General features: G+C 62.1%; 18 protein-coding genes and 1 tRNA gene. 8 read left to right on the top strand and 11 right to left on the bottom strand.

Annotated elements, in window-relative coordinates:
• Positions 1 to 435 precede the first annotated feature (435 nt).
• From AC1RQ5_RS29815 to cpdR, 3 genes are all read right to left on the bottom strand, one after another.
• Entirely contained in the window at positions 436 to 1,227 is a 792-nt protein-coding gene (locus AC1RQ5_RS29815; RefSeq protein WP_493204376.1) for a hypothetical protein, read from the bottom strand.
• 391 nt (positions 1,228 to 1,618) lie between these two features.
• Positions 1,619 to 1,693: transfer RNA gene (locus AC1RQ5_RS29810), tRNA-Val, on the bottom strand.
• Between the two features lie 105 nt (positions 1,694 to 1,798).
• Complete coding sequence (gene cpdR / locus AC1RQ5_RS29805; protein WP_211910339.1) at positions 1,799 to 2,158, bottom strand: cell cycle two-component system response regulator CpdR; 360 nt, start codon at positions 2,156 to 2,158, stop codon at positions 1,799 to 1,801.
• Positions 2,159 to 2,441: 283 nt separating this feature from the next.
• Here cpdR and AC1RQ5_RS29800 point away from each other — a divergent pair, with 283 nt between their 5' ends.
• The 3 genes from AC1RQ5_RS29800 (at position 2,442) to hisN (ending at position 5,130) form a co-directional block, all read left to right on the top strand.
• On the top strand, positions 2,442 to 3,329 hold the full coding sequence (locus tag AC1RQ5_RS29800; protein WP_493204374.1) for an N-formylglutamate amidohydrolase: 888 nt from the start codon (positions 2,442 to 2,444) through the stop codon (positions 3,327 to 3,329).
• A gap of 183 nt (positions 3,330 to 3,512) precedes the next feature.
• The gene (locus AC1RQ5_RS29795; RefSeq protein ID WP_398477838.1) at positions 3,513 to 3,686 is read left to right on the top strand and encodes a Flp family type IVb pilin; all 174 of its coding nucleotides are present in this window, start codon (positions 3,513 to 3,515) and stop codon (positions 3,684 to 3,686) included.
• Between the two features lie 661 nt (positions 3,687 to 4,347).
• On the top strand, positions 4,348 to 5,130 hold the full coding sequence (gene hisN, locus AC1RQ5_RS29790) for a histidinol-phosphatase (protein ID WP_493204371.1): 783 nt from the start codon (positions 4,348 to 4,350) through the stop codon (positions 5,128 to 5,130).
• A 2-nt stretch (positions 5,131 to 5,132) separates the two neighbouring features.
• Here the strand turns inward: hisN and AC1RQ5_RS29785 are convergent, their stop codons facing one another.
• Positions 5,133 to 6,026, bottom strand: a complete 894-nt coding sequence (locus tag AC1RQ5_RS29785; protein ID WP_398477834.1) for a LysR substrate-binding domain-containing protein — start codon at positions 6,024 to 6,026, stop codon at positions 5,133 to 5,135.
• A gap of 90 nt (positions 6,027 to 6,116) precedes the next feature.
• Here AC1RQ5_RS29785 and AC1RQ5_RS29780 point away from each other — a divergent pair, with 90 nt between their 5' ends.
• On the top strand, positions 6,117 to 6,869 hold the full coding sequence (locus tag AC1RQ5_RS29780; protein ID WP_398477832.1) for a sulfite exporter TauE/SafE family protein: 753 nt from the start codon (positions 6,117 to 6,119) through the stop codon (positions 6,867 to 6,869).
• Positions 6,870 to 6,971: 102 nt separating this feature from the next.
• Here AC1RQ5_RS29780 and AC1RQ5_RS29775 read toward each other — a convergent pair whose 3' ends face one another.
• Complete coding sequence (locus AC1RQ5_RS29775; protein ID WP_398477829.1) at positions 6,972 to 7,610, bottom strand: LysE family translocator; 639 nt, start codon at positions 7,608 to 7,610, stop codon at positions 6,972 to 6,974.
• 64 nt (positions 7,611 to 7,674) lie between these two features.
• Positions 7,675 to 8,622, bottom strand: a complete 948-nt coding sequence (locus tag AC1RQ5_RS29770; RefSeq protein ID WP_493204368.1) for an alpha/beta fold hydrolase — start codon at positions 8,620 to 8,622, stop codon at positions 7,675 to 7,677.
• A gap of 195 nt (positions 8,623 to 8,817) precedes the next feature.
• Between AC1RQ5_RS29770 and AC1RQ5_RS29765 the strand changes: the two genes are divergently transcribed.
• Complete coding sequence (locus tag AC1RQ5_RS29765) at positions 8,818 to 9,294, top strand: Hsp20 family protein (protein WP_398477825.1); 477 nt, start codon at positions 8,818 to 8,820, stop codon at positions 9,292 to 9,294.
• A gap of 192 nt (positions 9,295 to 9,486) precedes the next feature.
• On the top strand, positions 9,487 to 10,287 hold the full coding sequence (locus tag AC1RQ5_RS29760; protein ID WP_398477823.1) for an alpha/beta fold hydrolase: 801 nt from the start codon (positions 9,487 to 9,489) through the stop codon (positions 10,285 to 10,287).
• Positions 10,288 to 10,447: 160 nt separating this feature from the next.
• On the opposite strand, the gene AC1RQ5_RS29755 is transcribed toward AC1RQ5_RS29760, so the two are convergent.
• Both AC1RQ5_RS29755 and gltB read right to left on the bottom strand, forming a co-directional pair.
• Complete coding sequence (locus tag AC1RQ5_RS29755; RefSeq protein WP_493204367.1) at positions 10,448 to 11,905, bottom strand: glutamate synthase subunit beta; 1,458 nt, start codon at positions 11,903 to 11,905, stop codon at positions 10,448 to 10,450.
• 149 nt (positions 11,906 to 12,054) lie between these two features.
• Positions 12,055 to 16,812 carry a glutamate synthase large subunit gene (gene gltB / locus AC1RQ5_RS29750; RefSeq protein ID WP_398477818.1) on the bottom strand — a complete coding sequence of 1,586 codons (4,758 nt, stop codon included), beginning with the start codon at positions 16,810 to 16,812 and terminating at the stop codon, positions 12,055 to 12,057.
• Positions 16,813 to 17,349: 537 nt separating this feature from the next.
• On the opposite strand from gltB, the gene AC1RQ5_RS29745 reads away from it, so the two are divergent.
• Positions 17,350 to 18,228 (top strand): hypothetical protein, encoded by an 879-nt coding sequence (locus tag AC1RQ5_RS29745; protein ID WP_493204365.1) that lies wholly within the window; start codon positions 17,350 to 17,352, stop codon positions 18,226 to 18,228.
• Positions 18,229 to 18,361: 133 nt separating this feature from the next.
• Here the strand turns inward: AC1RQ5_RS29745 and AC1RQ5_RS29740 are convergent, their stop codons facing one another.
• Positions 18,362 to 19,951, bottom strand: a complete 1,590-nt coding sequence (locus AC1RQ5_RS29740) for a sensor histidine kinase (RefSeq protein WP_493204363.1) — start codon at positions 19,949 to 19,951, stop codon at positions 18,362 to 18,364.
• A 211-nt stretch (positions 19,952 to 20,162) separates the two neighbouring features.
• Here AC1RQ5_RS29740 and AC1RQ5_RS29735 point away from each other — a divergent pair, with 211 nt between their 5' ends.
• Entirely contained in the window at positions 20,163 to 22,454 is a 2,292-nt protein-coding gene (locus AC1RQ5_RS29735; RefSeq protein WP_493204361.1) for a transglycosylase domain-containing protein, read from the top strand.
• A 156-nt stretch (positions 22,455 to 22,610) separates the two neighbouring features.
• Here AC1RQ5_RS29735 and AC1RQ5_RS29730 read toward each other — a convergent pair whose 3' ends face one another.
• Positions 22,611 to 23,447 carry a M48 family metallopeptidase gene (locus AC1RQ5_RS29730; protein WP_398477811.1) on the bottom strand — a complete coding sequence of 279 codons (837 nt, stop codon included), beginning with the start codon at positions 23,445 to 23,447 and terminating at the stop codon, positions 22,611 to 22,613.
• Between the two features lie 262 nt (positions 23,448 to 23,709).
• Positions 23,710 to 25,032 (bottom strand): polyhydroxyalkanoate depolymerase, encoded by a 1,323-nt coding sequence (locus AC1RQ5_RS29725; protein WP_398477809.1) that lies wholly within the window; start codon positions 25,030 to 25,032, stop codon positions 23,710 to 23,712.
• Between the last annotated feature and the right edge of the window lie 19 nt (positions 25,033 to 25,051).

The raw sequence follows: 25,051 nt of genomic DNA, 5'->3' as shown, positions 1-25,051 counted from the left end.
GCGGGAGCGTCGGAAACGCTCTGGGAAGGCGCGCGTTCCGCACAATCAATCTGAAGGACTTATCGTGATCGTTTCATGCTTCGATGGAAAGCACAATCGCGGTGTCGAATCTTATGCATAGCCCTTGGCATGATGATGCAATGATCCATGGCTTTGAAAGTTTCTTGGGTGGCGCTATCGACGAGCTAGGCTTGCGGTGTGACACAGCCATTGTTTCTGGCTGAACTTCGTGACAAACTTAGACTGCCTCAGGGGCTACACCCTGGGGCTACACCATCGCCCGAAGGCATTGGAAAGGCCTGATTTTACTGGCTTTTTCGGGACCACAGTAAATGTGGCGGAGAGGGGGGGATTCTGACCTCTCTCAATGCTAAAATCGACCCACCGCGAACTAGTGGTGCGATCGGAAAAGGTCTATTTGGTCGAGGCAGAGCGTTACATCATTCGGTCGATATCCCCTGCAGCATTTTCAATCTGAATGATTCGACTGCCAACCGATGGGCGCACATGGTGGATCAGTCTCGCGACGTCCTCTTGCCAATGCGGCGCGGCGACTAGAACTGTCTCGTACAGTCCTGCTGCGACTAGAATGTTGCGCAGAAATTCCTTGCGTTGCCTCATGAAGGAAGCGGCTGTGCCTTCTATCCGATGGGCATCCAGCACCACGATCGGCGGTTTGGTCGGGATCCGAATAACAAGGGCTGGTCTGGTCTGCGAATCGAAATAGCGCAGATCGCCGTCGTCGTCGAAACTGAAAACCGATATCCCCTCAAGTTCGAAATTCCTGGCTTCCAGTGTCCGAAGCGCCCTCGACGCCAAAATCTCATTTAAGCTTGGCTGAGGACCGAATTTTCGGACGGTTGCGCGGTGTTTTGCGTTTTTTCTGGTTTTCTCCAGCTCTCCCGCGAGCTGATCGATCGTCAGCTGACCGGCCGACACCTCATTCAACAGTTCCCGCCGGCGCGAAGGTTCGAGGGCAGCGATTCGCGCAATGTTTTCGACAGCCCCTAAGGGCAAGCGACCGCCAGGGGGCAGATCCGTGATGCCCTCGGCATCCAGAAACTGCGCTGCGGCAATCATACGCCGCAAGCTGTTGTCGGACAGATCGGTCTTCTTCGAAAGTTTCGCAACGTACCTCTGGCGCTCCCCTCTCCCTAGGGCCAAGTAGGGCGCCACGTGAGGTCGAATGTAAGCGAGCCAATTCGGAAGCTTGGGTTTGCCAACCATTATCGTCTCATGACGGAAAGCGAATCACACGCCGGATGATGCCTAACATCTGTTTTGCTTGCAATGGGATGACGAGAGCGTATTGTGGCGTCAGGAGTACAGGCGCTTCAGATGCTCGCGCGATGCGTGGAACCGCTAAGGGATGTGGCGGCGACGTCTGTGGCGGCGACCTTTAAGGCGCAGGTCTCGGCGACGTTACTATCGGAGTAACATGGTGGCAGCAGATGTTTGCTTCGGACATTCAAATTGCGTCGAGATGCACCGATCAGATATCGGCCGCCTTGTCGAAGCGTTCTCGATGGCAAAAGCATCGTGGATGGGGCTCGTGGAAAGTTCGTGAAAATCATCTTTTCGCCGATCAGCCGCGATGCGGCTAAACCCTTGAAGAAGATGGTGGGCGCGACAGGGATCGAACCTGTGACCCCTTCCATGTCAAGGAAGTGCTCTCCCGCTGAGCTACGCGCCCTAAGAACCGGTCGTTACGGGTAGGCGGTCTATAACGGGTCGGACCCGGCGAGGCAAGGATGCCGGGGCGCCAATTACGACCGTTTGTGAAGAAAAACCGACAGCCTCAGGCCGCCAGCATCTTGTTCACTTCGCTGACCAATTCGCGCAGGTGCACGGGTTTGGCCAGAACCTTGGCGTTCTTCGGCGCCTCGGAGTCCGAATTCAGCGCCACGGCGGCGAAGCCGGTGATGAACATGATCTTGATGTCAGGATCCAGTTCGCTGGCGCGGCGGGCCAGCTCGATACCGTCCATTTCCGGCATCACGATATCCGTTAGAAGCATTTCAAAGGGTTCTTCGCGCAGCCTCTGATAGGCTGACATGCCGTTATCGTGGTGCGACACCGAGAACCCGGCGTTTTCCAGCGCCTTCACCAGGAACCGGCGCATGTCATTGTCGTCTTCGGCGAGAAGGATCTTGTGCATGGCTGTGAGACGTCGAACCCGAATGAGGAAAACCTGGCACCCACTAAGCCCCGTGGTTGGTAAATTTCGGGTGAAGTTTGCGCCGCGGGCATGTGGATAACCGTTTCATTATGGTGCGCCAGATTGCGATCCAGAGCAACAGAACCGGTTTTCCGCGGCGGATGAGGTCCGGACGACCGTTGCATGATCGCGCGCGGATACCGACAATGACATCTCGCAAATTGCCGGTTTTCTGCCAGACTGATGGTCCAGAAGAACGTGCCTGCAGGGACGAAACGCGACGATGACCCAGTTTGACGGTGAGCTGTCGCCCCCCTTCGAGATCAACGAGCCCTCCGCATGGCGGGCGCCGATCATTTTCAACTCGCCCCACTCCGGCACCGTTTATCCCGCCGAATTCCTCAGCGCCTCGCGAATCGATATCGCTGCCCTTCGCCGTTCCGAGGATTCGTTCATGGACGACCTGATCGGCGGTCTGGCCAATCGCGGCTTCCCGGTGGTGCGGGTGCATTTCCCGCGCTCTTATGTGGACGTCAATCGCGAGCCCTATGAGCTCGATCCCCGGATGTTCACGGGCCGGCTGCCGAGCTTCGCCAATACCCGCTCCATGCGCGTCGCCGGCGGGCTTGGCACCATCCCGCGCGTGGTCGGCGACGGCCAGGAGATCTATCGCGAGCGGCTGAATGTGGACGACGCCCTCACCCGCATCGAGAGCCTCTACAAGCCCTATCACCGCGCTTTGCGCCGCCTGATCAACAAGGCCTACCAGACCTTCGGCACGGCCATTCTGGTCGATTGTCACTCGATGCCCTCGATCGGCATCGCCCGCGAAGAGCCGCGCCGGCCCGACGTGGTGATCGGCGACCGCTACGGCACCAGCTGCGCCGGGCTCCTCACCGATGTGGTGGAGGATACGTATCGGCGGCTTGGCTATTCGATCGGCCGCAACAAGCCCTATGCCGGCGGCTTCATCACCGAGCATTACGGCAACCCGGCCAGCGGCCTGCATGCCGTCCAGATCGAGCTGAACCGCTCCATCTATATGGACGAGCGCAAGCGCGAGCGGACCGCACGCTTCGACCAGATCGCCGATGACTTCACGGTTCTGGCGGACGCCCTGATCGACATTCCGCTCCGTCTGCTCGGCCCGTTCCAGACGGCGGCGGAGTGACCTTCCGCAGCTGCCGCGCTCAGCCGCCCCAGAGCCTGATAGCGGACTAATTTACCTGCGACAAATCGTGCGAAACAGCCCGATACCCCACTCTTTTACCACCGCGATTCATACAACCTTAGATTATATATCGTCATTTTATCCCGGCGGCATTGACCGCGATAACCATTGGGCAGGGATAAAATGATCAAAATAAAGAGCATCATCAAGACGTTCGTCGCCGACGAGTCGGGTGCAACGGCCATCGAATACGGCCTCATCGCCGCCGGCATTGCACTTGCCATCATCGCCGTCGTTAACGGTCTCGGAACGAACCTCAACGGCAAGTTTGCCGAGATCAACACGTCGCTGAAGTAAGTCCGCGCAGCGCTTCGATTGGCTCCGGTTCTCAGCCAGAGCGATCTGCTTGCTTCGTTCTTTCCTGGCTGCGGCTGGCACTGACGTCGGCCGCAGCGGATGCCAGCAGTTGTCGGCTGAGCTTGCGAGGATAAACGAGCGCAAACAAGATTGCTGGCCGATCGCCGCGCAACTTGCAAAAACTCCATAGACAAGAAAAAAGGGCCACTTGCGAAAGCAAGCGGCCCAAGTCTAGGGAGGAAACGCCCAAGGAGGGCAGCGATAGCGCCAGGCGCTACCGCACCGCAACAATATGCATCCCTGGGCTTCGAAGTGCAAGAGTTTTCGGGCATTTTCTCATGCAAAAAATGCAAGGCTTTTTGCCGCTCGCAGCATGGTTGTCACAATTAAACTTAGCAAAAACAGGCACTTGAAAAATGGTCAGCCATTTTGACGCATTTTAGAAATGAACAAAAATTCATTCTTAATGCCAAATTCCAGTTCTTCGGCTCATAATCTTTGGCGAGTCAAATTGCGCACATTGCGCATAAATCCAATTGCGCGGTCTGCGCAAAATTCGCGACCGGTGGGCAAATGCGAGGGCCTCATATGCAGCTTGGCCCAAGCCGCGATATAGGTTGATACAACCACCCAACGACTCTTCGCCGTAAAGGATCCAGCCGTGACGGTCATCGATTTCACCGCCTTCATCGGCCGGCTTGCCACCGCATCGGGCGAGACCATCCTTCCCTATTTCCGGACTTCGCTCAGCATCGACAACAAGAAGGCTGGCGACTTCGACCCGGTCACCGAAGCCGACCGCGGCGCCGAGGCCGTGATGCGGCGCCTGATCAAGCAGAGCTTCCCCCAGCATGGCATCGTCGGCGAGGAATTCGGCGTCGAGCGCGAGGACGCCGAGTATGTCTGGGTGCTCGATCCCATCGACGGCACCAAGTCCTTCATCTCCGGCTTTCCGACCTGGGGCACCCTGATCGCCCTGCTGCACAAGGGCACGCCAGTCTATGGCATGATGCACCAGCCCTATATCGGCGAGCGCTTTTCCGGCGATAACGGCTCGGCGCGCTTTCAGGGCGCCGGTGGCAACAGCCGCAAACTGGCTGTGCGGCGCTGCGATTCGCTCGAAAAGGCCGTGCTCTTCACCACCAGCCCGTTGTTGATGAACGAGACCGACCGCGCGACCTTCCAGGGCGTCGAGAAACATGTCCGCCTCTCCCGCTATGGCGGCGATTGCTATTCCTATTGCATGCTGGCCGCCGGCCATCTCGATCTGGTCATCGAGACCGACCTCAAGCCCTATGACATCGCGGCCCTGATCCCCATCGTCACCGGCGCCGGCGGCATCGTCACCACCTGGGACGGCAAGCCGGCCCAGAACGGCGGCAAGATCATCGCCGCCGGCGATCCACGCGTGCATGCGGCGGCGATGAAGCTGTTGAATCCCTGACCTCAGCCTCGCGCCGCGGCGCGCAGATGCTCGACCAGTTGCTGTGCCGGGCGCGACATCGCCTTCAGATCGCGAAAGCAAATCGCCAGCTTGCGGTTGGCCCAGCTGTCCCGGATCCGCACCAGCGCAATCGGCATCGAGCGCGCGCAACGCCGCGCCGCCACTTCCGGCACAATGGCGACGCCCACATGTGCCGCCACCATCTGGCACATGGCATCGAAATCGCGCATCTGGGCGCGATAGCGCAGCCGCGCGCCGAGGCGGGCCGCATATTTGCCGATGTGGTTCTGCAGCGCCGTCGCATTGGTCAGCCCGATGAAATCGCGATCGGCGACCTCGCGAAAATCGATCACCCGGCGCGACGCCAGATCGCTGCGCGGAGCCGTCACCAGCACGAGTCGATCCTCGCTGAAGATGAAGCGATCGAGCGTTTCCGGCAGCGTATGCTCGGCCGCAAAGCCGATATCAGCGCTGCCTGCCGCAATCGCCTGGGCGATATCGGCGCTTTCGCGCTCTTCTGCCTCGAGGCTGACCTGCGGATGCTCGCGCAGAAACGCGGCCAGCGCCTTTGGAAGATGCTCGGAGAGACCAACAGTGTTCGCCAGCAGAACGATGCTCGCTTTGGTCCCGCTGGCATAGGCCGCCATATCGCTGCGGAGCGCTTCCACATCATGCAACACCACGCGGGCATGGCCGAGCAGGCTCTCGCCCGCCGCCGTCAGTGTCACCCCACGCCGCCCGCGTTTGAGGAGCGCGACTCCGACGGCTGCCTCCAGCCCCTGAATGCGCGCGCTTGCCGAGGCCAACGCCAAATTCGCTGCTGCAGCGCCGCCCGTGATGCTGCGCGCCTCGGCCACGGCCGCGAACAGCCTGAGATCGACCAGATCGAAATGCATCGCGCATCCTCCAGCCTTCGGATCAGGCGAAGGCACTCTCCATAACCTCCAGATTGTGCCCCTCGCGAGGATCGGTCAATGTGTCGCACCATGACCGACACAATGCTCATTCTGATCGCCTTCGTTTTCGCACTCGCAGGCTTTGTCAAAGGCGTCATCGGCCTCGGCCTTCCCACCGTTGCGATGGGCCTGCTCGCCACCACCATGACCCCAGTTCAGGCGCTGACCATCGTCATCGTGCCCGCCGTCGTCACCAATATCTGGCAGACTTTCGCCGGCCCCTATCTGCGCGACATCATCCGCCGGCTGTGGCCGCTGCTGCTCACCACCGCGATTGCGATCTGGCTCGGAGGCGGCCTGATGACAGGCCCCTACGCCAAATATTGCGCCGTGATTCTCGGCGTGCTGCTCGTGGTCTATGCCGTGGTGACGCTGGTGAAATTCCAGTTCAGGACCGCGCCAAAGGATGAAAAATGGGTCGGCGGCATCGTCGGCGCCATCACCGGCGTGGTCTCGGCGGCCACCGGCGTGCAGGTCATTCCGTCGATGCCCTTCATGCAGTCGATCGGCATGGAGAAGAACGAACTGGTACAGGCGCTCGGGCTCTACTTCACCGTGGCAACCTTGGCGCAGGCGTTCAATCTCACCAGCGCCGGCCTGCTCAATGCGGCGACCGCCGTGCCGGGTGTCATCGCCATGATCACCGCTTTCGCCGGCATGTTCCTCGGCCAGGCCGTACGCGACCGCATGGCGCCGGAGCAATTCCGCCGCTGGTTCCTGATCGCGATGCTGCTGCTCGGAATTTATCTCGCGGTGAGCGCAACGATCGCTGTGATGAAGTGACGTTTGTAGGATGGGTTGAGCAGAGGCCGAAGGCCGGTGCGATAACCCATCATTCCGCCGATGGGTTTCGCTTCGCTCTTACCCATCCTACGGCTCCGCGCTTTATTTCGCTTCCAGCAGCGCCACACGAATCCCGAGATAAACAAACACGCCACCAAGCGCACGGTTGATCCAGACCAGCGCCCGGCCGGACTGACGCACACGCCGCGCTGCGCGTGCCGCAAACACCGCGACCAGCAGGCACCACGCTCCGCCCGTGCCGATGAACATCATCCCGAGCACCATGAAGGCCAGCGCCTTGTGCGGCGCATCCGCATCGACGAATTGCGGCAGGAAGGCAAGGAAGAACAGCGCGACCTTCGGATTCAGCGCATTGGTGAGCGCGCCCTGCCAGAACACCTGGCTGAGCCTGATCGCCGGCCTGTCGATGGACGACGCCAGAAGATCGTCGGGCGCCTTCCAGCGCAGCATCTGGATGCCGCTATAGAGCAGATAGGCCGCACCGACCCATTTCACGACGGTGAAGGCCGTCGATGACGCTGCAAGCAATGCGGATAGTCCGATCGCGGCTGCGAAGACGTGGACGAGACACCCAGCACAGATACCCAATGCAGCTGCAACGCCGCCGCGCCATCCGATCTGCACGCTACGGCCAATGATGTAAGCTGTATCCGGCCCCGGTGTGATGTTGAGCAGCAGGCCGGAAAGAACGAACAGCCAGAGATCGTGAATGCCGAGCATGGTTAGTCTTTCCTCATCGTCTCATCGTCATCGCCCGCTTTCGCGGGCGATGACAGTGTGCGCGTTACTTAAACAACGGCGTCCCTGGCACAAACGCATCGAACGCCGCCCAGAATTGCTGCCGGTAGCGATCCTGCTCCTGCAGGATCTCGTGCTTTGCCCCCGCAATGACGAGATGCGATCCCGCCCGCAAATGATAGGCGAATTCCTCGATTGCCGCCGTCGAGACCACCTGATCATGGCTCGCCGCCAGCATCAGGATGGGCTGACGGATATCGACGGGATACCTTGTCGCGCGAAACCCGTGCATGGCGCGGATCGCGGTATCAGCCCAGGCGATGGTCGGCGCGCCGATGCCGAGCGTCGGATCTTCCTGCAGGATCGCGGCATTGCGCGCATAGCGAACGGCATCGCTGGTCAGCTTGTTGTCGGGAAATGACGACGAGCCCACCAGCTCACCATTGCCACCGGGAACATAGTTGCCGCCCTGCCCGGTCCAGCGCAGGAAGCGCAGCAACAGCCGCGCCGGCAGCGAGGTGGAGCGGCCTGGCAGATCGATCATCGGCGCCGACAGCACCATGCGATCGAACCAGCGCTTCCCGGAATGCGCCACCCGCAGCATCACGGCACCACCCATGGAATGGGCCAACGCATAATAAGGTGGCGGACAATCCGGCATCACCACCTGCTGCACGAAGGCTTCTACATCGATTTCGAAATCCGAGAAATTCCGCACATAGCCCTTGCGCGCATCGCGCAGCCGCCGCGCCGAATGACCCTGGCCGCGCCAGTCGATCATCGCCACGGCAAAACCGCGATCGCGCAGATCGCGCACCGTCTCGAAATACTTCTCGATGAATTCGCCGCGACCGGTGAAAACGCACACCGTGCCCTTATGGCCGGCCGGCGGTGCCCAGCGCGCGAAGCGCAGCTCGACACCATCGGATGTCTTGATCGTGCCGGACGTGGCGCCTTCGGGGACCGGATTGGCGGGGATCGAGACAAGCGTCATGCGGGACCGGCTAGGTGAAAAAGGCGGGTTTTCAAGAGCCTGAGAGGCGCCGGCGAGATTCTTTCGCCTCCCCTTGCAGGCCGCAACACCCCTCCCATATCACCTTCATGCAGGCCTCTCTAGGCTGCATGTGACGAAAGCCCGGCCCGATTGGCGGGCGGGTAACTCAACAGTCGCTCAATGGAGGACTACCCTATGCGTACCTATGATCTCACCCCGTTTTATCGTTCCACCGTCGGCTTCGATCGCCTGTTCAACCTGCTGGACCAGACCACGGCTGAAACCGCGTCGGGCTATCCGCCCTACAATATCGAGCGCCTCGGCGAGAACGACTACCGTATCAGCGTCGCCGTGTCCGGCTTTGCGCCGAACGAGCTCTCCATCGTCGCGAAGGAAAACACGCTGACGATCAAGGGCGAGAAGGCTGCCAACCAGAATGGCAACTCGTCCGAAGTGCTCTATCGCGGCATCGCCGCCCGCGCCTTCGAGCGCGCCTTCCAGCTCGCCGACTTCGTGCAGGTGAAGAATGCCTCGCTTGAGAACGGCCTGCTCCATGTGGATCTCGTGCGCGAGATTCCCGAAGCTGCGAAGCCGCGCAGCATTCCGATTTCCACCAGCGCCGTGAGCGCACCCAAGGTGGTTGACGGCTCGGCCGAGAAAGTCGCTGCGTAATAGCGACTGTTACGTGAAGTAAGTGTAGCTGTGTGTTGCGAGCGCCCCGGAACCATCCGGGGCGCTTTTTTCTCGCATTCTCGTGATCATCCGTGATCGATCACAAACCTCCGCCTGCGTAACGTCCAAGACCCCTGCATCGAACCTCTGGCAAGACAGAGCCACTGTCTCAACCCATCAGGAGTTCATGCAATGACCACCACCCGGATACTTGCCGCGCTCGCGTTGAGCGCCCTTTCCGCCATCTTCACCGCCACCACAGCCGATGCGCAGACTGCCCCCGTAAAGGCCAAGAATGTCGTGCTGATCCACGGCGCCTGGGCCGATGGATCCAGCTGGGGCGAGGTGATCCCGCTGCTGCAAAAGGCCGGCCTGCATGTCACCGCCGTGCAGAATCCGCTGTCGTCGCTCGCCGATTCCAATGCCGCCGCCAAGCGCGCGCTCGCGCTACAGGATGGCCCCACGGTGCTGGTCGGCCATTCCTGGGGCGGCACCGTGGTCAGCGATGTCGGCACCGATCCCAAGGTTTCCGCGGTGGTCTATGTCGCGGCGCGCGCACCCGATGCCAATGAGGATTTCGTCGCGCTGTCCGGCAAATTCCCGACGGGCCCTGTGCGCGCAGGCATCCAGACCCATGATGGCTATACGCTGCTGTCGGAGCCGGCCTTCCTCAAGGATTTCGCCAATGGCGTCGAGCCAACGAAAGCAAAGGTGCTGTTCGCCGAACAGGGCGATACGGCAGCCAGCATCTTCGCGGATCGCACCAGTGCTGCGGCCTGGCATGACAAGCCATCCTTCTATGCCGTGGCCAAGCAGGACCGCACCATCAATCCCGATCTCGAGCGCTTCCTTGCCAAGCGCATGAACGCCACCACCGTCGAAGTCGATGGCGGCCATCTCATCATGGTGTCGCATGCCCGCGACGTCGCAAACCTGATCCTGCAGGCGGCTGGTGTCACCACGCCTGCGAACAAGACAGCGATGAAGAAATAACATCATCGCTGAACGCGAAACGACCCGGCGCTGCTGAGCAGGCCGGGTCGTTTTGGCGTTTGGCCGTAGGGCGGATGAGGCGAAGCCGTCATCCGCCGGCCGAGTGCATGTGGCGAAGAATGGCGGATTACGCTTCGCTTATCCGCCCTACGGCCGCGTTTTACCTTGGCAGCGTCGTGGTGCCCATCAACGCGGTATCGATCGAGCGTGCACACAGACGGCCTTCGCGGATCGCCCATACCACCAGCGACTGGCCGCGGCGCATGTCGCCGGCCGAATACACCTTCGGCAATGAGGTCGCGAAGTCGTTGAGGCCCGCCTGCACATTGCCGCGCTGGTCGAGCTCGACGCCGAGGGTCTTCAGCATGCCTTCGTGCACGGGATGCACGAAGCCCATGGCGAGCAGGACGAGATCGGCTTTCAGCGCAAACTCGCTGCCCGGGATCGGCTTGAACTTGTCGTCGACGCGCACGCAATTGAGCTGCGTGACCTTGCCGTCCTTGCCTTCAAAGCTCTGGGTCAGCACGGCGAACTCGCGCTCGGCGCCTTCGGCCTGGCTCGACGAGGTGCGCATCTTCAGCGGCCAGTTCGGCCAGGTGAGACCCTTGTTTTCCTTCTCCGGCGGAGCCGGCATGATCTCGAGCTGGGTCACCGACAGCGCGCCCTGACGCAGCGAAGTGCCGATGCAGTCCGAACCGGTGTCGCCGCCGCCGATGACGACGACATGCTTGCCGCCGGCCAGGATCTCCTTGATGTCGCCGAGCGGCTCGTTGCCAACGCGACGGTTCTGCTGCGGCAGGAAATCCATCGCGAAATGGATGCCGTCGAATTCGCGGCCCGGGATCGGCAGATCGCGGCCATGCTCGGCGCCACCGGTCAGCGCGATGGCGTCATAGGTCTTTGCCAGCTCGACCGGATCGATAGCGTTCGGCGCGGTGCCGCCCACCGGCGTGTTGTAGTGGAAGATGATGCCTTCGCCGACCATCTGCTCGACGCGGCGATCGATCACGGTCTTTTCCATCTTGAAGTCAGGAATGCCGTAACGCATCAACCCGCCGGCCTTGGCGAATTTCTCATAGACATGGACTTCGTGGCCGGCACGTGCGAGCTGCTGCGCGCAAGCCATGCCGGCCGGGCCGGCGCCGATCACGGCGACCTTGTGGCCGGTCTTCACGCTCGGCACCTGTGGCTTCAGCCAGCCATTGTCCCATGCCTTGTCGACGATGGCACATTCGATCGTCTTGATGGTCACCGGATTGTCGTCGATGTTCAGCGTGCAGGACGCTTCGCACGGCGCCGGACAGATGCGGCCGGTGAATTCCGGGAAGTTGTTGGTGGAATGCAGGTTGCGCGAGGCTTCTTCCCAGTTGCCGGCGTAAACCAGATCGTTCCAGTCCGGGATCTGGTTGTTGACCGGGCAGCCGGGCGTGCCGGGCTGCACCGAGCCGGTGCCGTGGCAATAAGGAATGCCGCAATTCATGCAGCGCGCGGCCTGGCTCTGCGTATCCTTGTCGCCGAGCGGAATCACGAACTCATTGTAGTTCTTCAGCCGCTCCGCGACCGGCGCATACTTGCGATCGTGACGTTCGATTTCGAGAAAACCGGTGATCTTGCCCATAGAAGTGACGCCTTAAGCGAGAAGTCCAAAACTCGGTCCTCATCCTGAGGAGCGCGCGATCTTCGCGCGCGTCTCGAAGGATGGGTGCTCATCACTCCCTCATGGTTCGAGACGGCGCTGCGCGCTGCCCCACCAAGAGGGTACCTGTGTTACGCGCCGATCGCGATCTGCGGTTCGGCTTCGGCGGCTTTCGCTTTCAGCTCTTTCAGCGCGCGGCGATATTCGACCGGCATGACCTTGCGGAATTTCGGCAGCCAGGTCTTCCAGTCGGCGAGGATCATCTGCGCCTTCTTCGAGCCGGCATATTTTGCATGGCGCGAGATCAGGATGTGCAGACGCTCGATGTCCGATTCCAGCAGGTTGGCGAACACGTCCACCTTGCCATGGGCCTCGAGATCGCCGGTGTGGTGATAGGTGTTCTGCGCGACCAGCTCCTCGGAGAGGACCGGCTCCAGTTCGACCATCGCCATGTTGCACAGCTTCTCGAAATCGCCGGCCTCGTCGAGGACATAGGCGATGCCGCCGGACATGCCGGCTGCGAAGTTACGGCCGGTCTTGCCGAGCACCACGACGATGCCGCCGGTCATGTATTCGCAGCAGTGATCGCCGGCGCCTTCGACGACCGCGACCGCACCCGAGTTACGCACGGCGAAACGTTCGCCGGCCACGCCGCGGAAGTAGCACTCACCCTCGATCGCGCCATACATCACGGTGTTGCCGACGATGATGGACTCTTCCGGCACGATGCTGGAATGCGCGGGCGGACGGACGATGATCTTGCCGCCCGACAGGCCCTTGCCGACATAGTCATTGGCTTCGCCTTCGAGATCGAAGGTGATGCCGTTGCACAGCCACGCGCCGAAGGCCTGACCGGCGGTGCCCTTCAACGACACCTTGATGGTATCTTCAGGAAGACCGGCATGGCCGTAGATCTTGGCCACCGCGCCCGACAGCATCGCACCGGCGGAACGGTTGGTGGAGTTGATCTTGGCATCGAATTTCACCGGCGCGCCGCGGTCGAGTGCCGGCTGCGCGTTGGCGATGAGTTCGCGGTCCAGCACCTTCTCCAGGTGATGGTTCTGCTCTTCCGAGTGATAGATCTTCTGGCCGGGCAGTTCGGGCTGGCGCACGAACAGCTTGGAGAAGTCGAGACCCTTGGCCTTCCAGTGCGAGACGAGCGCGCCCTGGTCGAGCATCTGCACCTGGCCGACCATCTCGCTGAAATTGCGATAGCCGAGCTGGGCCATGATCTCGCGGACTTCCTCGGCAACGAAGAAGAAGTAGTTGATCACATGCTCGGGCTGGCCGGTGAAGCGCTTGCGCAGCACCGGATCCTGGGTGGCGACGCCAACCGGGCAGGTGTTGAGATGGCACTTGCGCATCATGATGCAGCCGGCCGCGATCAGCGGGGCAGTCGCGAAGCCGAACTCGTCTGCGCCCAGGAGGGCACCGATGACGACGTCACGGCCGGTGCGGAAGCCACCGTCCACCTGGACCACGATGCGCGAGCGCAGGCGTTCACGCACCAAGGTCTGGTGGGTTTCGGCGAGGCCGATTTCCCACGGGCTACCCGCATGCTTGATCGAGGTCAGCGGCGATGCGCCGGTGCCGCCTTCGAAGCCGGCGATGGTCACATGGTCGGCACGCGCCTTGGCGACGCCTGCGGCCACCGTGCCGACGCCGATTTCCGACACCAGCTTGACCGAAACCTGGCCCGTCGGATTGACGTTCTTCAGGTCATAGATCAGCTGCGCGATGTCTTCGATCGAATAGATGTCGTGATGCGGCGGCGGCGAGATCAGGCCCACACCCGGGGTCGAGTGGCGCACGGCAGCAATCGTCGCGTCGACCTTGTGGCCGGGCAGCTGACCGCCTTCGCCGGGCTTCGCGCCCTGCGCCATCTTGATCTGCATCATGTCCGAATTGACGAGATATTCCGTCGTCACGCCGAAGCGACCGGACGCGATCTGCTTGATGGCAGAGCGCATCGAGTCGCCATTCGGCATCGGCTTGAAGCGATCCGACTCTTCGCCGCCCTCACCGGTGTTCGACTTGCCGCCGATCCGGTTCATGGCGATGGCGAGCGTGGTATGCGCCTCGCGCGAGATCGAGCCATAGGACATGGCGCCGGTGGCGAAACGCTTGACGATGTCGGCCGCCGACTCGACTTCCTCGATCGGCACCGGCTTGCGCTTCTCGTCCTCGGCGGTCTTGATCTTGAACAGACCGCGAAGCGTCAGCAGGCGTTCGGCCTGGTCGTTGAGCATCTTGGCGAAAGCGCGGTAGCGCTCCTGCGAATTGCCGCGCGCCGCATGCTGCAGCAGCGACACCGTCTCGGCGCTCCAGGCGTGATCTTCGCCACGGCTGCGATAGGCGTATTCACCGCCGATATCGAGCGCGTTCTTGAAGATCTGGATCTCGCCGAACGCCTCGGTGTGGCGACGCACGGTCTCCTCGGCGATCTCCGGCAGACCGACGCCCTCGATCTTGCCGTGGGTGCCGGCGAAGTACTTGTTGATGAATTCGGTGCGCAGGCCGACGGCGTCAAAGATCTGCGCGCCGCAATAGGACTGGTAGGTGGAGATGCCCATCTTGGACATCACCTTCAGCAGGCCCTTGCCGATCGACTTGATGTAGCGCTTGACGATCTCGTAGTCGTCGAGCGCTGTCGGCAGCTTGTCCTTCATCGCGATGATGGATTCGAAGGCCAGATACGGGTTGATCGCTTCGGCGCCATAGCCCGCGAGACAGGCGAAGTGATGCACTTCGCGCGGCTCGCCGGATTCGACAACGAGACCGACGGAGGTACGAAGGCCGGTGCGGATCAGATGGTGATGCACGGCGGCGCAGGCCAGCAGTGCCGGGATCGGGATACGATCCGAGCCGGCCATGCGGTCCGACAGGATGATAATGTTGACGCCCTCGCGCACCGCGCCTTCGGCACGCGCGCAGAGTTCATCCAGCACCTGCTCCATACCCGCCGCGCCGAGACCGGCATGGAAGGTGGTGTCGAGGGTGCGCGACACGAAGTGCGAGTCGGCGACATCCGAGATCGATCGGATCTTTTCGAGATCCTGGTCGGTCAGGATCGGCTGACGGACTTCGAGGCGCTTGGTGGTGGCGACGCCTTCATGGTCGAGCAGGTTCGGCCGCGGCCCGATGATCGAGACGAGGCTCATGACGAGCTCCTCGCGGATCGGGTCGATCGGCGGGTTCGTCACCTGCGCGAAGTTCTGCTTGAAATAGGTGTAGAGCGGCTTCGGCTTGTTCGACAGCGCCGAGATCGGCGTATCGGTGCCCATGGAGCCCGCCGCCTCCTCGCCCTGCGACGCCATCGGCGTCATCAGGATCGTGATGTCTTCCTGGGTGTAGCCGAAGGCCTGCTGCCGCGCGAGCAGCGGCAGGTTGGAACGCTGGCCGGTGGACGGCGCGTCTGGCAGCGTTTCCAGGCGCATCTGGGTGTTCTGCAGCCACTGCGCATAGGGATGGCTGGCGGCGAGCTGGGCCTTGATCTCTTCGTCCGGGATCAGGCGGCCTTCCTCGAGATCGACCAGCAGCATCTTGCCGGGCTGCAGACGCCACTTGGTGATGATGTCTTCTTCCGGAATGTCGAGCACGCCCATTTCCGACGCCATGACGATGCGATCGTCCTTGGTGACGAGATAGCGTGCCGGACGCAGGCCGTTGCGGTCCAGCGTCGCGCCGATCTGGCGGCCGTCGGTGAAGGCCAGCGCGGCCGGGCCGTCCCACGGCTCCATCAGGGCCGCATGATATTCGTAGAAGGCGCGGCGCTGCTCATCCATCAGGGGATTGCCGGCCCACGCTTCCGGAATCATCATCATGACCGCATGCGCGAGCGAATAGCCGCCCTGCACGAGGAATTCGAGCGCGTTATCGAAGCAGGCCGTGTCCGACTGGCCTTCATAGGAGATCGGCCAGAGACGGCTGATATCCTTGCCGAACAGATCGGATTCCACCGAGGCCTGGCGTGCCGCCATCCAGTTGGTGTTGCCGCGCAGCGTGTTGATTTCGCCGTTATGGGCGACCATGCGGAACGGATGCGCCAGCGACCAGGTCGGGAAGGTGTTGGTCGAGAAGCGCTGATGCACGAGGGCGAGCGCGGATTCGAAATCCGCTTCGTGCAGGTCGGCATAATAGCTGCCGAGCTGATCGGCGAGGAACATGCCCTTGTAGATGATGGTCCGGCACGAGATCGAACACGCGTAATAGCCCGACAGGCCGCGCTCGCGGCGCGAATAGATCGCCTGCGAGATCGACTTGCGCAGGACATAGAGGCGGCGCTCGAAATCCGTCGCATCGACGACCTTGGCTTTGCCGATGCCGATGAAGACCTGCATGTTGGTCGGCTCGGTCGGCTTCACGCTTTCGCCGAGCGAGGCATTGTCGGTCGGCACTTCGCGCCAGCCGAGCAGCTTCAGGCCTTCGGCCTTGATCTGGTCGGCGATGATGCCCTGCAGCACCTTCCGCCACGGCACGTCGCGCGGCATGAACAGCGCGCCGACGGCATATTGGCCGGGTTCCGGCAGCTCGAAGCCGAGCTCGGTCGCCTTGCGACTGAAGAACTTGTGCGGAATCTGCACGAGAATGCCCGCGCCATCGCCGAAGCGCGGATCTGCGCCGGTGGCGCCGCGATGCTCGAGATTGCACAGGATGTTGATCGCGTCCGAGACGATCTGATGCGACTTCACGCCCTTGATATTGGCGATGAAACCGACGCCGCAGGCGTCCTTTTCCTGCGAGGGGTCGTACATGCCCAGCGCCGGCGGACGGTAGGTATGCAGTTCAGGTTTGATGGCCGAATCTTTCACGTGAGCCGATTTGATAGCCGGGGCCGCCGCATGCATGCCGGTTTCGATCAATTGGCGCTCGTGCTCTGATCCGCTCATCTTCGTCCTCTCAGCCCCCACATCGGGGCTCTGCCACCCTTGTCGGCGCACCTTTGACGCTCGCGGAACCCGTACGGGCTACCGCTCGCGCCTTCAGCGAGCCTGGTTTTCAGAATTAAGACTGGTGGCAGCCCGCCGTATCCGGTGACCACCCCATATCCTGCCTTAACAAGCGCCTCTTTATCGGGAGCGCTCGCTTATGTCGCAGACCCAATGCGGGTTCTGCCACAAAAAATTGCGACAGTGATGCTGTCCTAACCATCACCTTGCCAAACTTTTATCTAGCACACAAGCGCAAGGGAGTCCGCCGCCGCAATGCAACAGCGCATGGCAAATCGCTTGTTTCGGTGTGTAACCAAACCGCAACGGCAAACCTAAAGGTGCCGCGATCCGGCCCTTTCCCTGCCGAAATCCAAAGCGAGGTTGGCGCCGTTCGTTAACGCCTGAGACGGGGAACTTCGCGAGGCGTGGACATAAGTCAATTCGGGCTCAGGACTGGGCCCATCTCCGGGCGCGGGGGCGTCGATGGAGCGTGCAATGAAATTCACTGTAGGTTGTCTGACCGCGGCTGGCCTGATGCTGGCGACGGCCGCGCAGGCGCAAGTCCTGCCGCCGATGCGGGGCGACGTGCGGGTATCGGATTTCGAGGAACCCGGCCCTTATGCATCCATGCCACCGCCGCGGGTTTACGTGCCCGGACCGCGTTATGGCGACGGCTACGCGCCTGCGGTTCTTCCGCCGCAAGAAATTTACGCGATCCTGCGCGAGGCCGGCTTCTCGCCCCTCGGCGCGCCGCAGCAGCGCGGGTTGTTCTACACGATCGCCGCAGTCGACCGCCGCGGCGAGGACGGGCGTATGGTGATTGACGCCCGCAGCGGCAGAATCCTGCGTTTCATGCCGGCCTATCAGATGGGCGATCGGATGAATCAGGAAGTCGTGGCGCGCTACGGCCCGGAAGCCGCCATGCCGGAACTCCCGCAATATCGCCGGCCGCCTTTCGATCCGAAGGCGGCAGCGGCTGTGGCGGGGAATCCACCGTCGGCGACTACGCCCGCGCCCAAGCAAAAAGTGGCAAGCCAAACCGCAACCGTGCCGCTGCCAAAAGCGCCGCCGCCCAAGGCCGTTGCGACACCCGCGAAGCCTGTTGCGGTGGAGAAGCCCCCGGTGATCGACAAGCCGATCGCGGAGAAGCCTGCTGAACCGGCCGCCGTGCCAGCACCGGCGCCGGTGCAGCAGTCCGCGGTGACGGAGACGAAGCCGGCGGAAGCGAAGGCACCGGAAGCAGCGGCTGTGACGCCTGCTCCGGCTGAGAAGGCTGAAACACCGCCAACGGGGGCTCCGCCGGCAACGGAAGCGAGACCGGAGACGCCTGCACCGACGGGGGATAAGCCCGCTGTGGTGCAGGGACTCGAGTAAAACGGCGAAGCGAATGGTTTCCCTCCCCCAAGCAGCGCAGCTGCGCAGTGGGGAGGGTCCGCCGATAGGCAGGGGTGGGGACTCTCCCCACGTGACGTCGGAGTTTGGGGAAACACCCCACCCGTCTCGAACGCTACGTGTTCGATCCACCCTCCCCACCGCGCGGCTGCGCCGCTTGGGGAAGGGATGAAAACTCCACCTTTTCCAGCGGCGCCCGAAACGTCGCGTGAAAACCGTCCGCATCGTAGCTCTTGGTCACGCCGCCGTTCCCCGCGATCCCGAGATCGATCAAGCGCGTGCCAAGCCCTTTTCGCGTCGGCGCTGTCACCGCGGGCCCGCCCCTCTCGCGCCAGTCCAGCACCAGCGTGCCATTCTCCGTCGTCCACGACACCGCGACATGGCCACTGTTATCGCCGAGCGCACCATATTTCACTGCATTGGTCGCGAGTTCGTGCAGCAGCATCGACAGCGACAGCGCTGCTTTCGGATCGAGCGCGATCTCCGGCCCGTCGAGTTTGACACGCGCCTTGTCCGCATGGGCGGCGAGCACGCCAGCGATCACCGTGCGCAATGCGGCCGACGCCCAGCTCTGCTGCTCCAGTACATGATGCGCACGACTGAGTACATCGAGGCGGCGCTCAAACGCCTCCACCGCGTCGCGCTCCTGAACGCCGCGCAGCGTCTGCGAGGCGATCGCCTGCACCAGCGCCATCGCATTGTTCATGCGATGGCCGAGCTCCTCGTTGAGCAATCGCATCTGCTGGTCGGCGGCGCGACGCACGGTCACGTCGTTGAACAGGATCGCCACCTGATGCGCCTCCGGCGCGCCGATGCGGAACGCATGGACATCGTACCAGCGATCACCTAGCTGCCCGGCATGCTGCTCGAACCGCACAGGCTGGCCGGTCAGCGCGACCTTGCCATAGAGATCGAACCAGTGCTGCTCGTGCTCGGGCGCGAGATCGCGCATCCATTTGCCGGCGGCGTCCTTCAATCCCGTCTGGTCGGCAAAGGCCGTGTTGACCTCGACGAATTTGTAGTCGGTCGGCGTACCCTCGGCATCGAAAGCGAGTTCGATCACGCAGAAGCCGGCATCGAGCGAATTGAACAGCGTATAGTAGCGCGCCTCCAGATCGCCGTGGCGATCACCGGCAACCACCGAAGGCGCAGCAACATGGCCGCGCGACTGCCCATAGGCGCGCACGAGATCACGACGCAGCTCGAATTGCGTCATGACCTGCCGCGCCAGCGCTTCCAGCGCCGCGAGCTGATCCGACCGCAAGCCCCCGGGCCGCGCCACCGTATCGACCACGCAGACGGTGCCGATGGCAACTCCCTCGGCCGCGATCAACGGCGCACCGGCATAGAAGCGCAGATGCGGCTCGCCGGTGACATGCGGATTGTCTTTTGTCCGCGGATCAAGGGTGAGATCGGGAATGTTCAGCGTCTCGGGCACCGCCAGCGCATGCGCACAGACCGACTGCTCGATGGAGGTCTCGCAGACATCGAAGCCCGACACCGCCTTGAACCATTGCCGATCGGCATCGACGAGCGAGATCAGCGCAACGGGCGCACCGCAGACCTGGCGGGCGAGCATGACGATGTCGTCGAATTCCGGCTCCGGCCCGGTATCAAGCATGCCATAGCTGTGCAGCACCGCACGGCGCTGCGGATCCGTGACCGCTGCGGGGATTTGGCCGGTAAGCGCCGGATCGATACTCAACCTTGGATCGCCTTCCCCATGCGCGGATGGTCTGCGCGCCATTTCACTTCATCGAATTCCGCGCACAAGTTCAATGACTTCATGCATGGCATTCACATCGCGCGACACTAACGCGCAAGATGGAACTCCGTTTCCTAACCATTAATCTTCGCTTTACGGCGCCTTAAACCGCGACCGGTACCCTGCCGGGAACGGAGCGTGGTGTTTGCGTATGGCATGGGGCAAGAAAAAGGGCGGCGGACGCAAGGAGCCGACATTCGGCATCTCTGCCGCATTGTCCGATCTGCGCCTGTCTGCTGCCGATCGCGTGCCCGGCGGCGATGAAGAGCGGCCGAAGAAGGCACAGAAACGTGAGCCGGCCGAGAAGCCGCGCAAGACCCGCACCTCCAGCAAGGCGCGCAGCAAGAGCCGCGGCGGCTTTGGCCGCAGCATCAAGCGGATGTTCTACTGGACCGCCGTGCTTGGTCTATGGGCCGCAATCCTCATCGGCGGCGCCATTGTCTATGTCGGCGCGCACCTACCGCCGATCCAGTCTCTGGAAATTCCGAAACGGCCGCCCACCATCCAGATCGTCGGCATGGACGGCACCGTGCTGACCACCCGCGGCGAACAGGCCGGCGACAATGTCTTGATCAAGGATCTGCCGCCCTATCTGCCGAAGGCCTTCATTGCCATCGAAGACCGCCGCTTCTATTCGCATTGGGGCGTCGATCCCATCGGCGTGGCGCGGGCGGCGGTGACCAATCTGATGCATCGCGGCGTCTCCCAGGGCGGCTCGACGCTGACCCAGCAGCTCGCCAAGAACCTGTTCCTCACGCAGGAACGCACTATGCAGCGCAAGCTGCAGGAGGTGGAGCTGGCATTCTGGCTGGAGCGCAAGCACTCGAAGAACCAGATCCTCGAACTGTATCTCAACCGCGTCTATTTCGGCTCCGGCGCTTACGGCGTCGAAGCCGCCGCGCAAAAATATTTCGGCAAGAGCGCCAAGAACGTCACCATCGCCGAAGCTGCGATGCTGGCCGGTCTTGTCAAGTCGCCCTCGCGCCTCGCGCCCAACCGCAATCCCGAAGGCGCCGAAGCCCGCGCCAAGGTGGTGCTGGCAGCGATGCAGGATGCGGAATTCATCACGGCCGCCCAGGCCAGGGGCTCGGTGGGCGCGCCGCAATACAATGTGAAGCCGGTCGGCGCCGGCACCGTGAACTATGTCGCCGACTGGATCGGCGAAGTGCTGGACGATCTCGTCGGCCAGGTCGACGAGAGCATCGTTGTCGAAACCACCATCGATCCCAAGCTGCAAAGCACCGCCGAAGCCGCCATCATCGACGAACTTGCCGCCAAGAGCGTCAAGTTCAACGTGACCCAGGGCGCGCTGGTGGCGATGACGCCGCAAGGCGCGGTGCGCGCCATGGTCGGCGGCCGCAACTACACCGACAGCCAGTTCAACCGCGCGGTCACCGCCAAGCGCCAGCCTGGATCGAGCTTCAAGCCGTTCGTCTATCTCACCGCCATCGAGTCCGGGATGACGCCGGAGACGATCCGGCAGGACGCGCCCCTCGATATCAAGGGCTGGAAGCCGGAAAACTACACCCACGAATATTTCGGCTCGGTCACGCTGACCCAGGCGCTGTCGATGTCGCTGAACACGGTGGCCGTCAGGCTGGGCATGGAAGTCAGCCCCGCCAGCGTGGTGCGCACGGCGCATCGCATGGGCATCTCCTCCAAGCTTGAGGCCAATGCCTCCATCGCACTCGGCACGTCGGAAGTGTCGATGATGGAGCTGGTCGGCGCCTATACGCCCTTCGCCAATGGCGGTTATGGAACGACGCCCTATGTGGTGACCCGGATCCGCACCGTCGAAGGCAAGAAGACGCTCTATGCCCGCCGCAACGACGCCCCGAGCGCTGTGATCGATGCGCGTGCCGTTGCTGCCATGAACACGATGATGCAGCAGACCATCCTCACCGGCAGCGCCAAGAAGGCGGAACTGCCCGGCTGGTACGCCGCCGGCAAGACCGGCACCAGCCAGGATTTCCGCGATGCCTGGTTCATCGGCTACACCTCGCAGCTCGTCACCGGCGTCTGGCTCGGCAATGACGACAATTCGCCGACCAAGAAGGCGACCGGCGGCGGTCTGCCGGTCGATATCTGGTCGCGCTTCATGAAGGTCGCCCATCAGGGCCTGACGCCCGAACCAGTGCCGGGCTTGGCGCCATCCAGCGCGTTCAGCAACAATCCGATCGGCCAGGCGCTGTCGAGCCTGCTGCCGGGTTCGACCACGCCGCAGCAGCCCCCGCCGCCGCTCCCGCCGTCACTGCCCCCCGAGCGCGGCTATGTGCCGAGCGCGCCCGTCTATAATGGCTATCGCGCCCAGCCGAATGATGCGCCACCGACCCAGGCGAATTATCCCGCGCAACAACGCGCCCGCTCGCAGCAGCAGAATGTGCGGCCGGAAGCGGGAAGCGGGATCGATGGATGGCTGTCGGAGCGGTTGTTCGGCCGCTAGAGGGCGGCGCTTCCCAGCACTCCACCCTCATCCTGAGGAGCGCGCTCTTCGCGCGCGTCTCGAAGGATGGCTGCACGCTTGGAGCCAGGCCATCTCATGGTTCGAGACGCGCGCAGGAGCGCGCTCCTCACCATGAGGGACGGAGAACAGTGAGCCCTACTCGCTCACCCCAAACCGATGCAGATCATTGCCATGGGTATCGAGCCAGGTCTTGGCCCGCTCGGTGGCCGGACAGATCTTTCCCACCACGCGCCAGAACTTCGCCGAATGGTTCATCTCCACCAGATGCCCGACTTCATGGGCGGCGAGATAATCCAGCACGAAGGCGGGCGCCAGGATCAGCCGCCATGAAAACGACAGCGAGCCTTCCGTCGTGCACGAACCCCAGCGGCTCGACTGGTCGCGAATCTGGATGCGCTTCACCTTCACACCCAGTTGCGCCGCATATTTCGCCGACGCCTTGGTCAAATCAGCCTTCGCTTCGCGCTTGAGGAAATCGTGGACACGTCGATCAATGTGCTCGACATCGCCAGCGACGCAGATGATCTTCTCGCCGCTGTCGCGCACCTCCGTCCACACGGTTCCGCGACCGGAACGGTGAACGATCTTATGATCCACGCCGCGCAGGGGCACGACAGTGCCATGCTGGAATGGTGCTGCCTTCGGCAAACGACCAAGACGCGCGGCGATCCACGCGCCGTGACGCTGCGCGAAGTCCTTTGCATCGACCAGAGTGCCGCGCGGCGGCATCGTCAGAATGGCTTCGCGATCGCTTGGATGAATCCGGAGTGTATATCTCGTCGCGCGGCGGTGCCTGCGCAGCCGAATGGCGAAGATTTGCGAGCCATGCTTGACCGCAATGGTGTCTGGTTCCGTGGGACGGCGATAAAGTAGTGCGCGAAAGGCCATGTCAGGAGTTCCGGTCGTCAAGAGATCGACCGGAGACTGCCATAACCGCCGCCAGGAAAAGGGCTCGGCGCAAAAACAAATCATTTGCCCAAGATAAGGGGTCTTGGGCCGATTTGTCCCCTACGGAATGTAGCAGGAAACCCGAATCCTGATTCAAAAGTAAGCTCAAGAACCGAGTTTAGAATTGAATCGCGCACCACCCTTTGGGGATAGGTGGAAAATCCGGTTTACCGCTAATTTTTCAAGGGTTTAACCGATTTCATCCTGCAACCGACCGCGTCTTTTGCGCGCGATTCAAAGCGTCTCTGCAGCGCTGCGCATTGATGCGCAACGCTGCGAAAATGAATCACTCTGCAGCGGCGTTACGACGTGCATGCGCAGCGCTTGCATGGAAGTCGCAGATGCGCGGAACGATCTCGGATTTGAATCGCGATCCATTGAAGACACCGTAGTGTCCAACACCGGGCTGCATGTAATGCACACGACGATCATCGGGGATCGATGTGCACAGCGTGTGTGTTGCTTGCGTCTGGCCGATGCCGGATATGTCGTCCTTCTCGCCTTCCACCGTCATCAGCGCAACGTTCACGATCTTCGCAGGCTCGACCAGCTTGCCGCGATGGAGCATCTCGCCCTTCGGCAGCGCGTGCTTGATGAACACGGTATCGACGGTCTGCAGGTAATAATCGGCCGTCAGGTCCATCACCGCGAGATATTCATCGTAGAATTCCCGGTGCTTATCGACGAGATCGCCGTCGCCCTTCACCAGGTTCTCGAACAGCTTCTTGTGCGCGTCCATGTGGCGGTCGAGATTCATGCTGATGAAGCCGTTCAGCTGCAGGAAGCCCGGATAGACATCTCGCATCACGCCCGGATGCGGGAACGGCACCTTGGTGATGACATTGTTGCGGAACCAGTCGATGCCCTTCTCGCCGGCGAGATCGTTCACCGCAGTCGGATTCTTGCGCGTATCGATGGGGCCTCCCATCAGCGTCATCGACAGCGGCACATAGGGATCGTTATCGGCTTCCATCACCGACACGGCCGCAAGCACCGGCACCGCCGGCTGGCACACCGCCAGCACATGCACATTGCCGCCGAGCACGTGGAACATCTCGATCACATAGTCGATGTAGTCGTCGAGATCGAAGCGGCCGGCTGCAAGCGGCACCTGGCGCGCATCGGACCAGTCGGTGATGTAGACCTCATGGGTCGGCAGGAACGCTTCCACGGTGCCGCGCAGCAGCGTGGCATAGTGGCCGGACATCGGTGCCACGATCAGCACGCGCGGCTGCGGATGGCGCAGCGGGCGCGGGTGTTTGCGATCGAAATAGAGCAAACGGCAAAACGGTTTTTCCCACACCGAGCGGATCTCGATGGGCGTGCGAACGCCGTTCACTTCGGTGTCCTTGAGGCCCCATTCGGGCTTGCCGTAGCGGCGCGTGGTACGCTCGAACAATTCGCAGCCGGCAGTGATCTGCTTGGCGAAATCCGTCTGTCCGAACGGATTGAGCGGATTCTGCAGCATCATCTTGGTGGCATCGGACATCGCGCGTGCCGGACCAAGAGAGGCATAGGCCATCTCATACATCCAGTACATCGGCGCGGTCATACCGGGGCTGGTTTCCGTCGGCAGCGCCGGCGGCCTGCCAAATTCACCTATCGGCATCTGTCCTCACATCCGTTGA

Source organism: Tardiphaga sp. GW821-FHT12E02, assembly GCF_058807155.1.
Note: the sequence above shows the minus strand (reverse complement) of the source record. Positions and strands in the feature narration are given on the sequence as shown.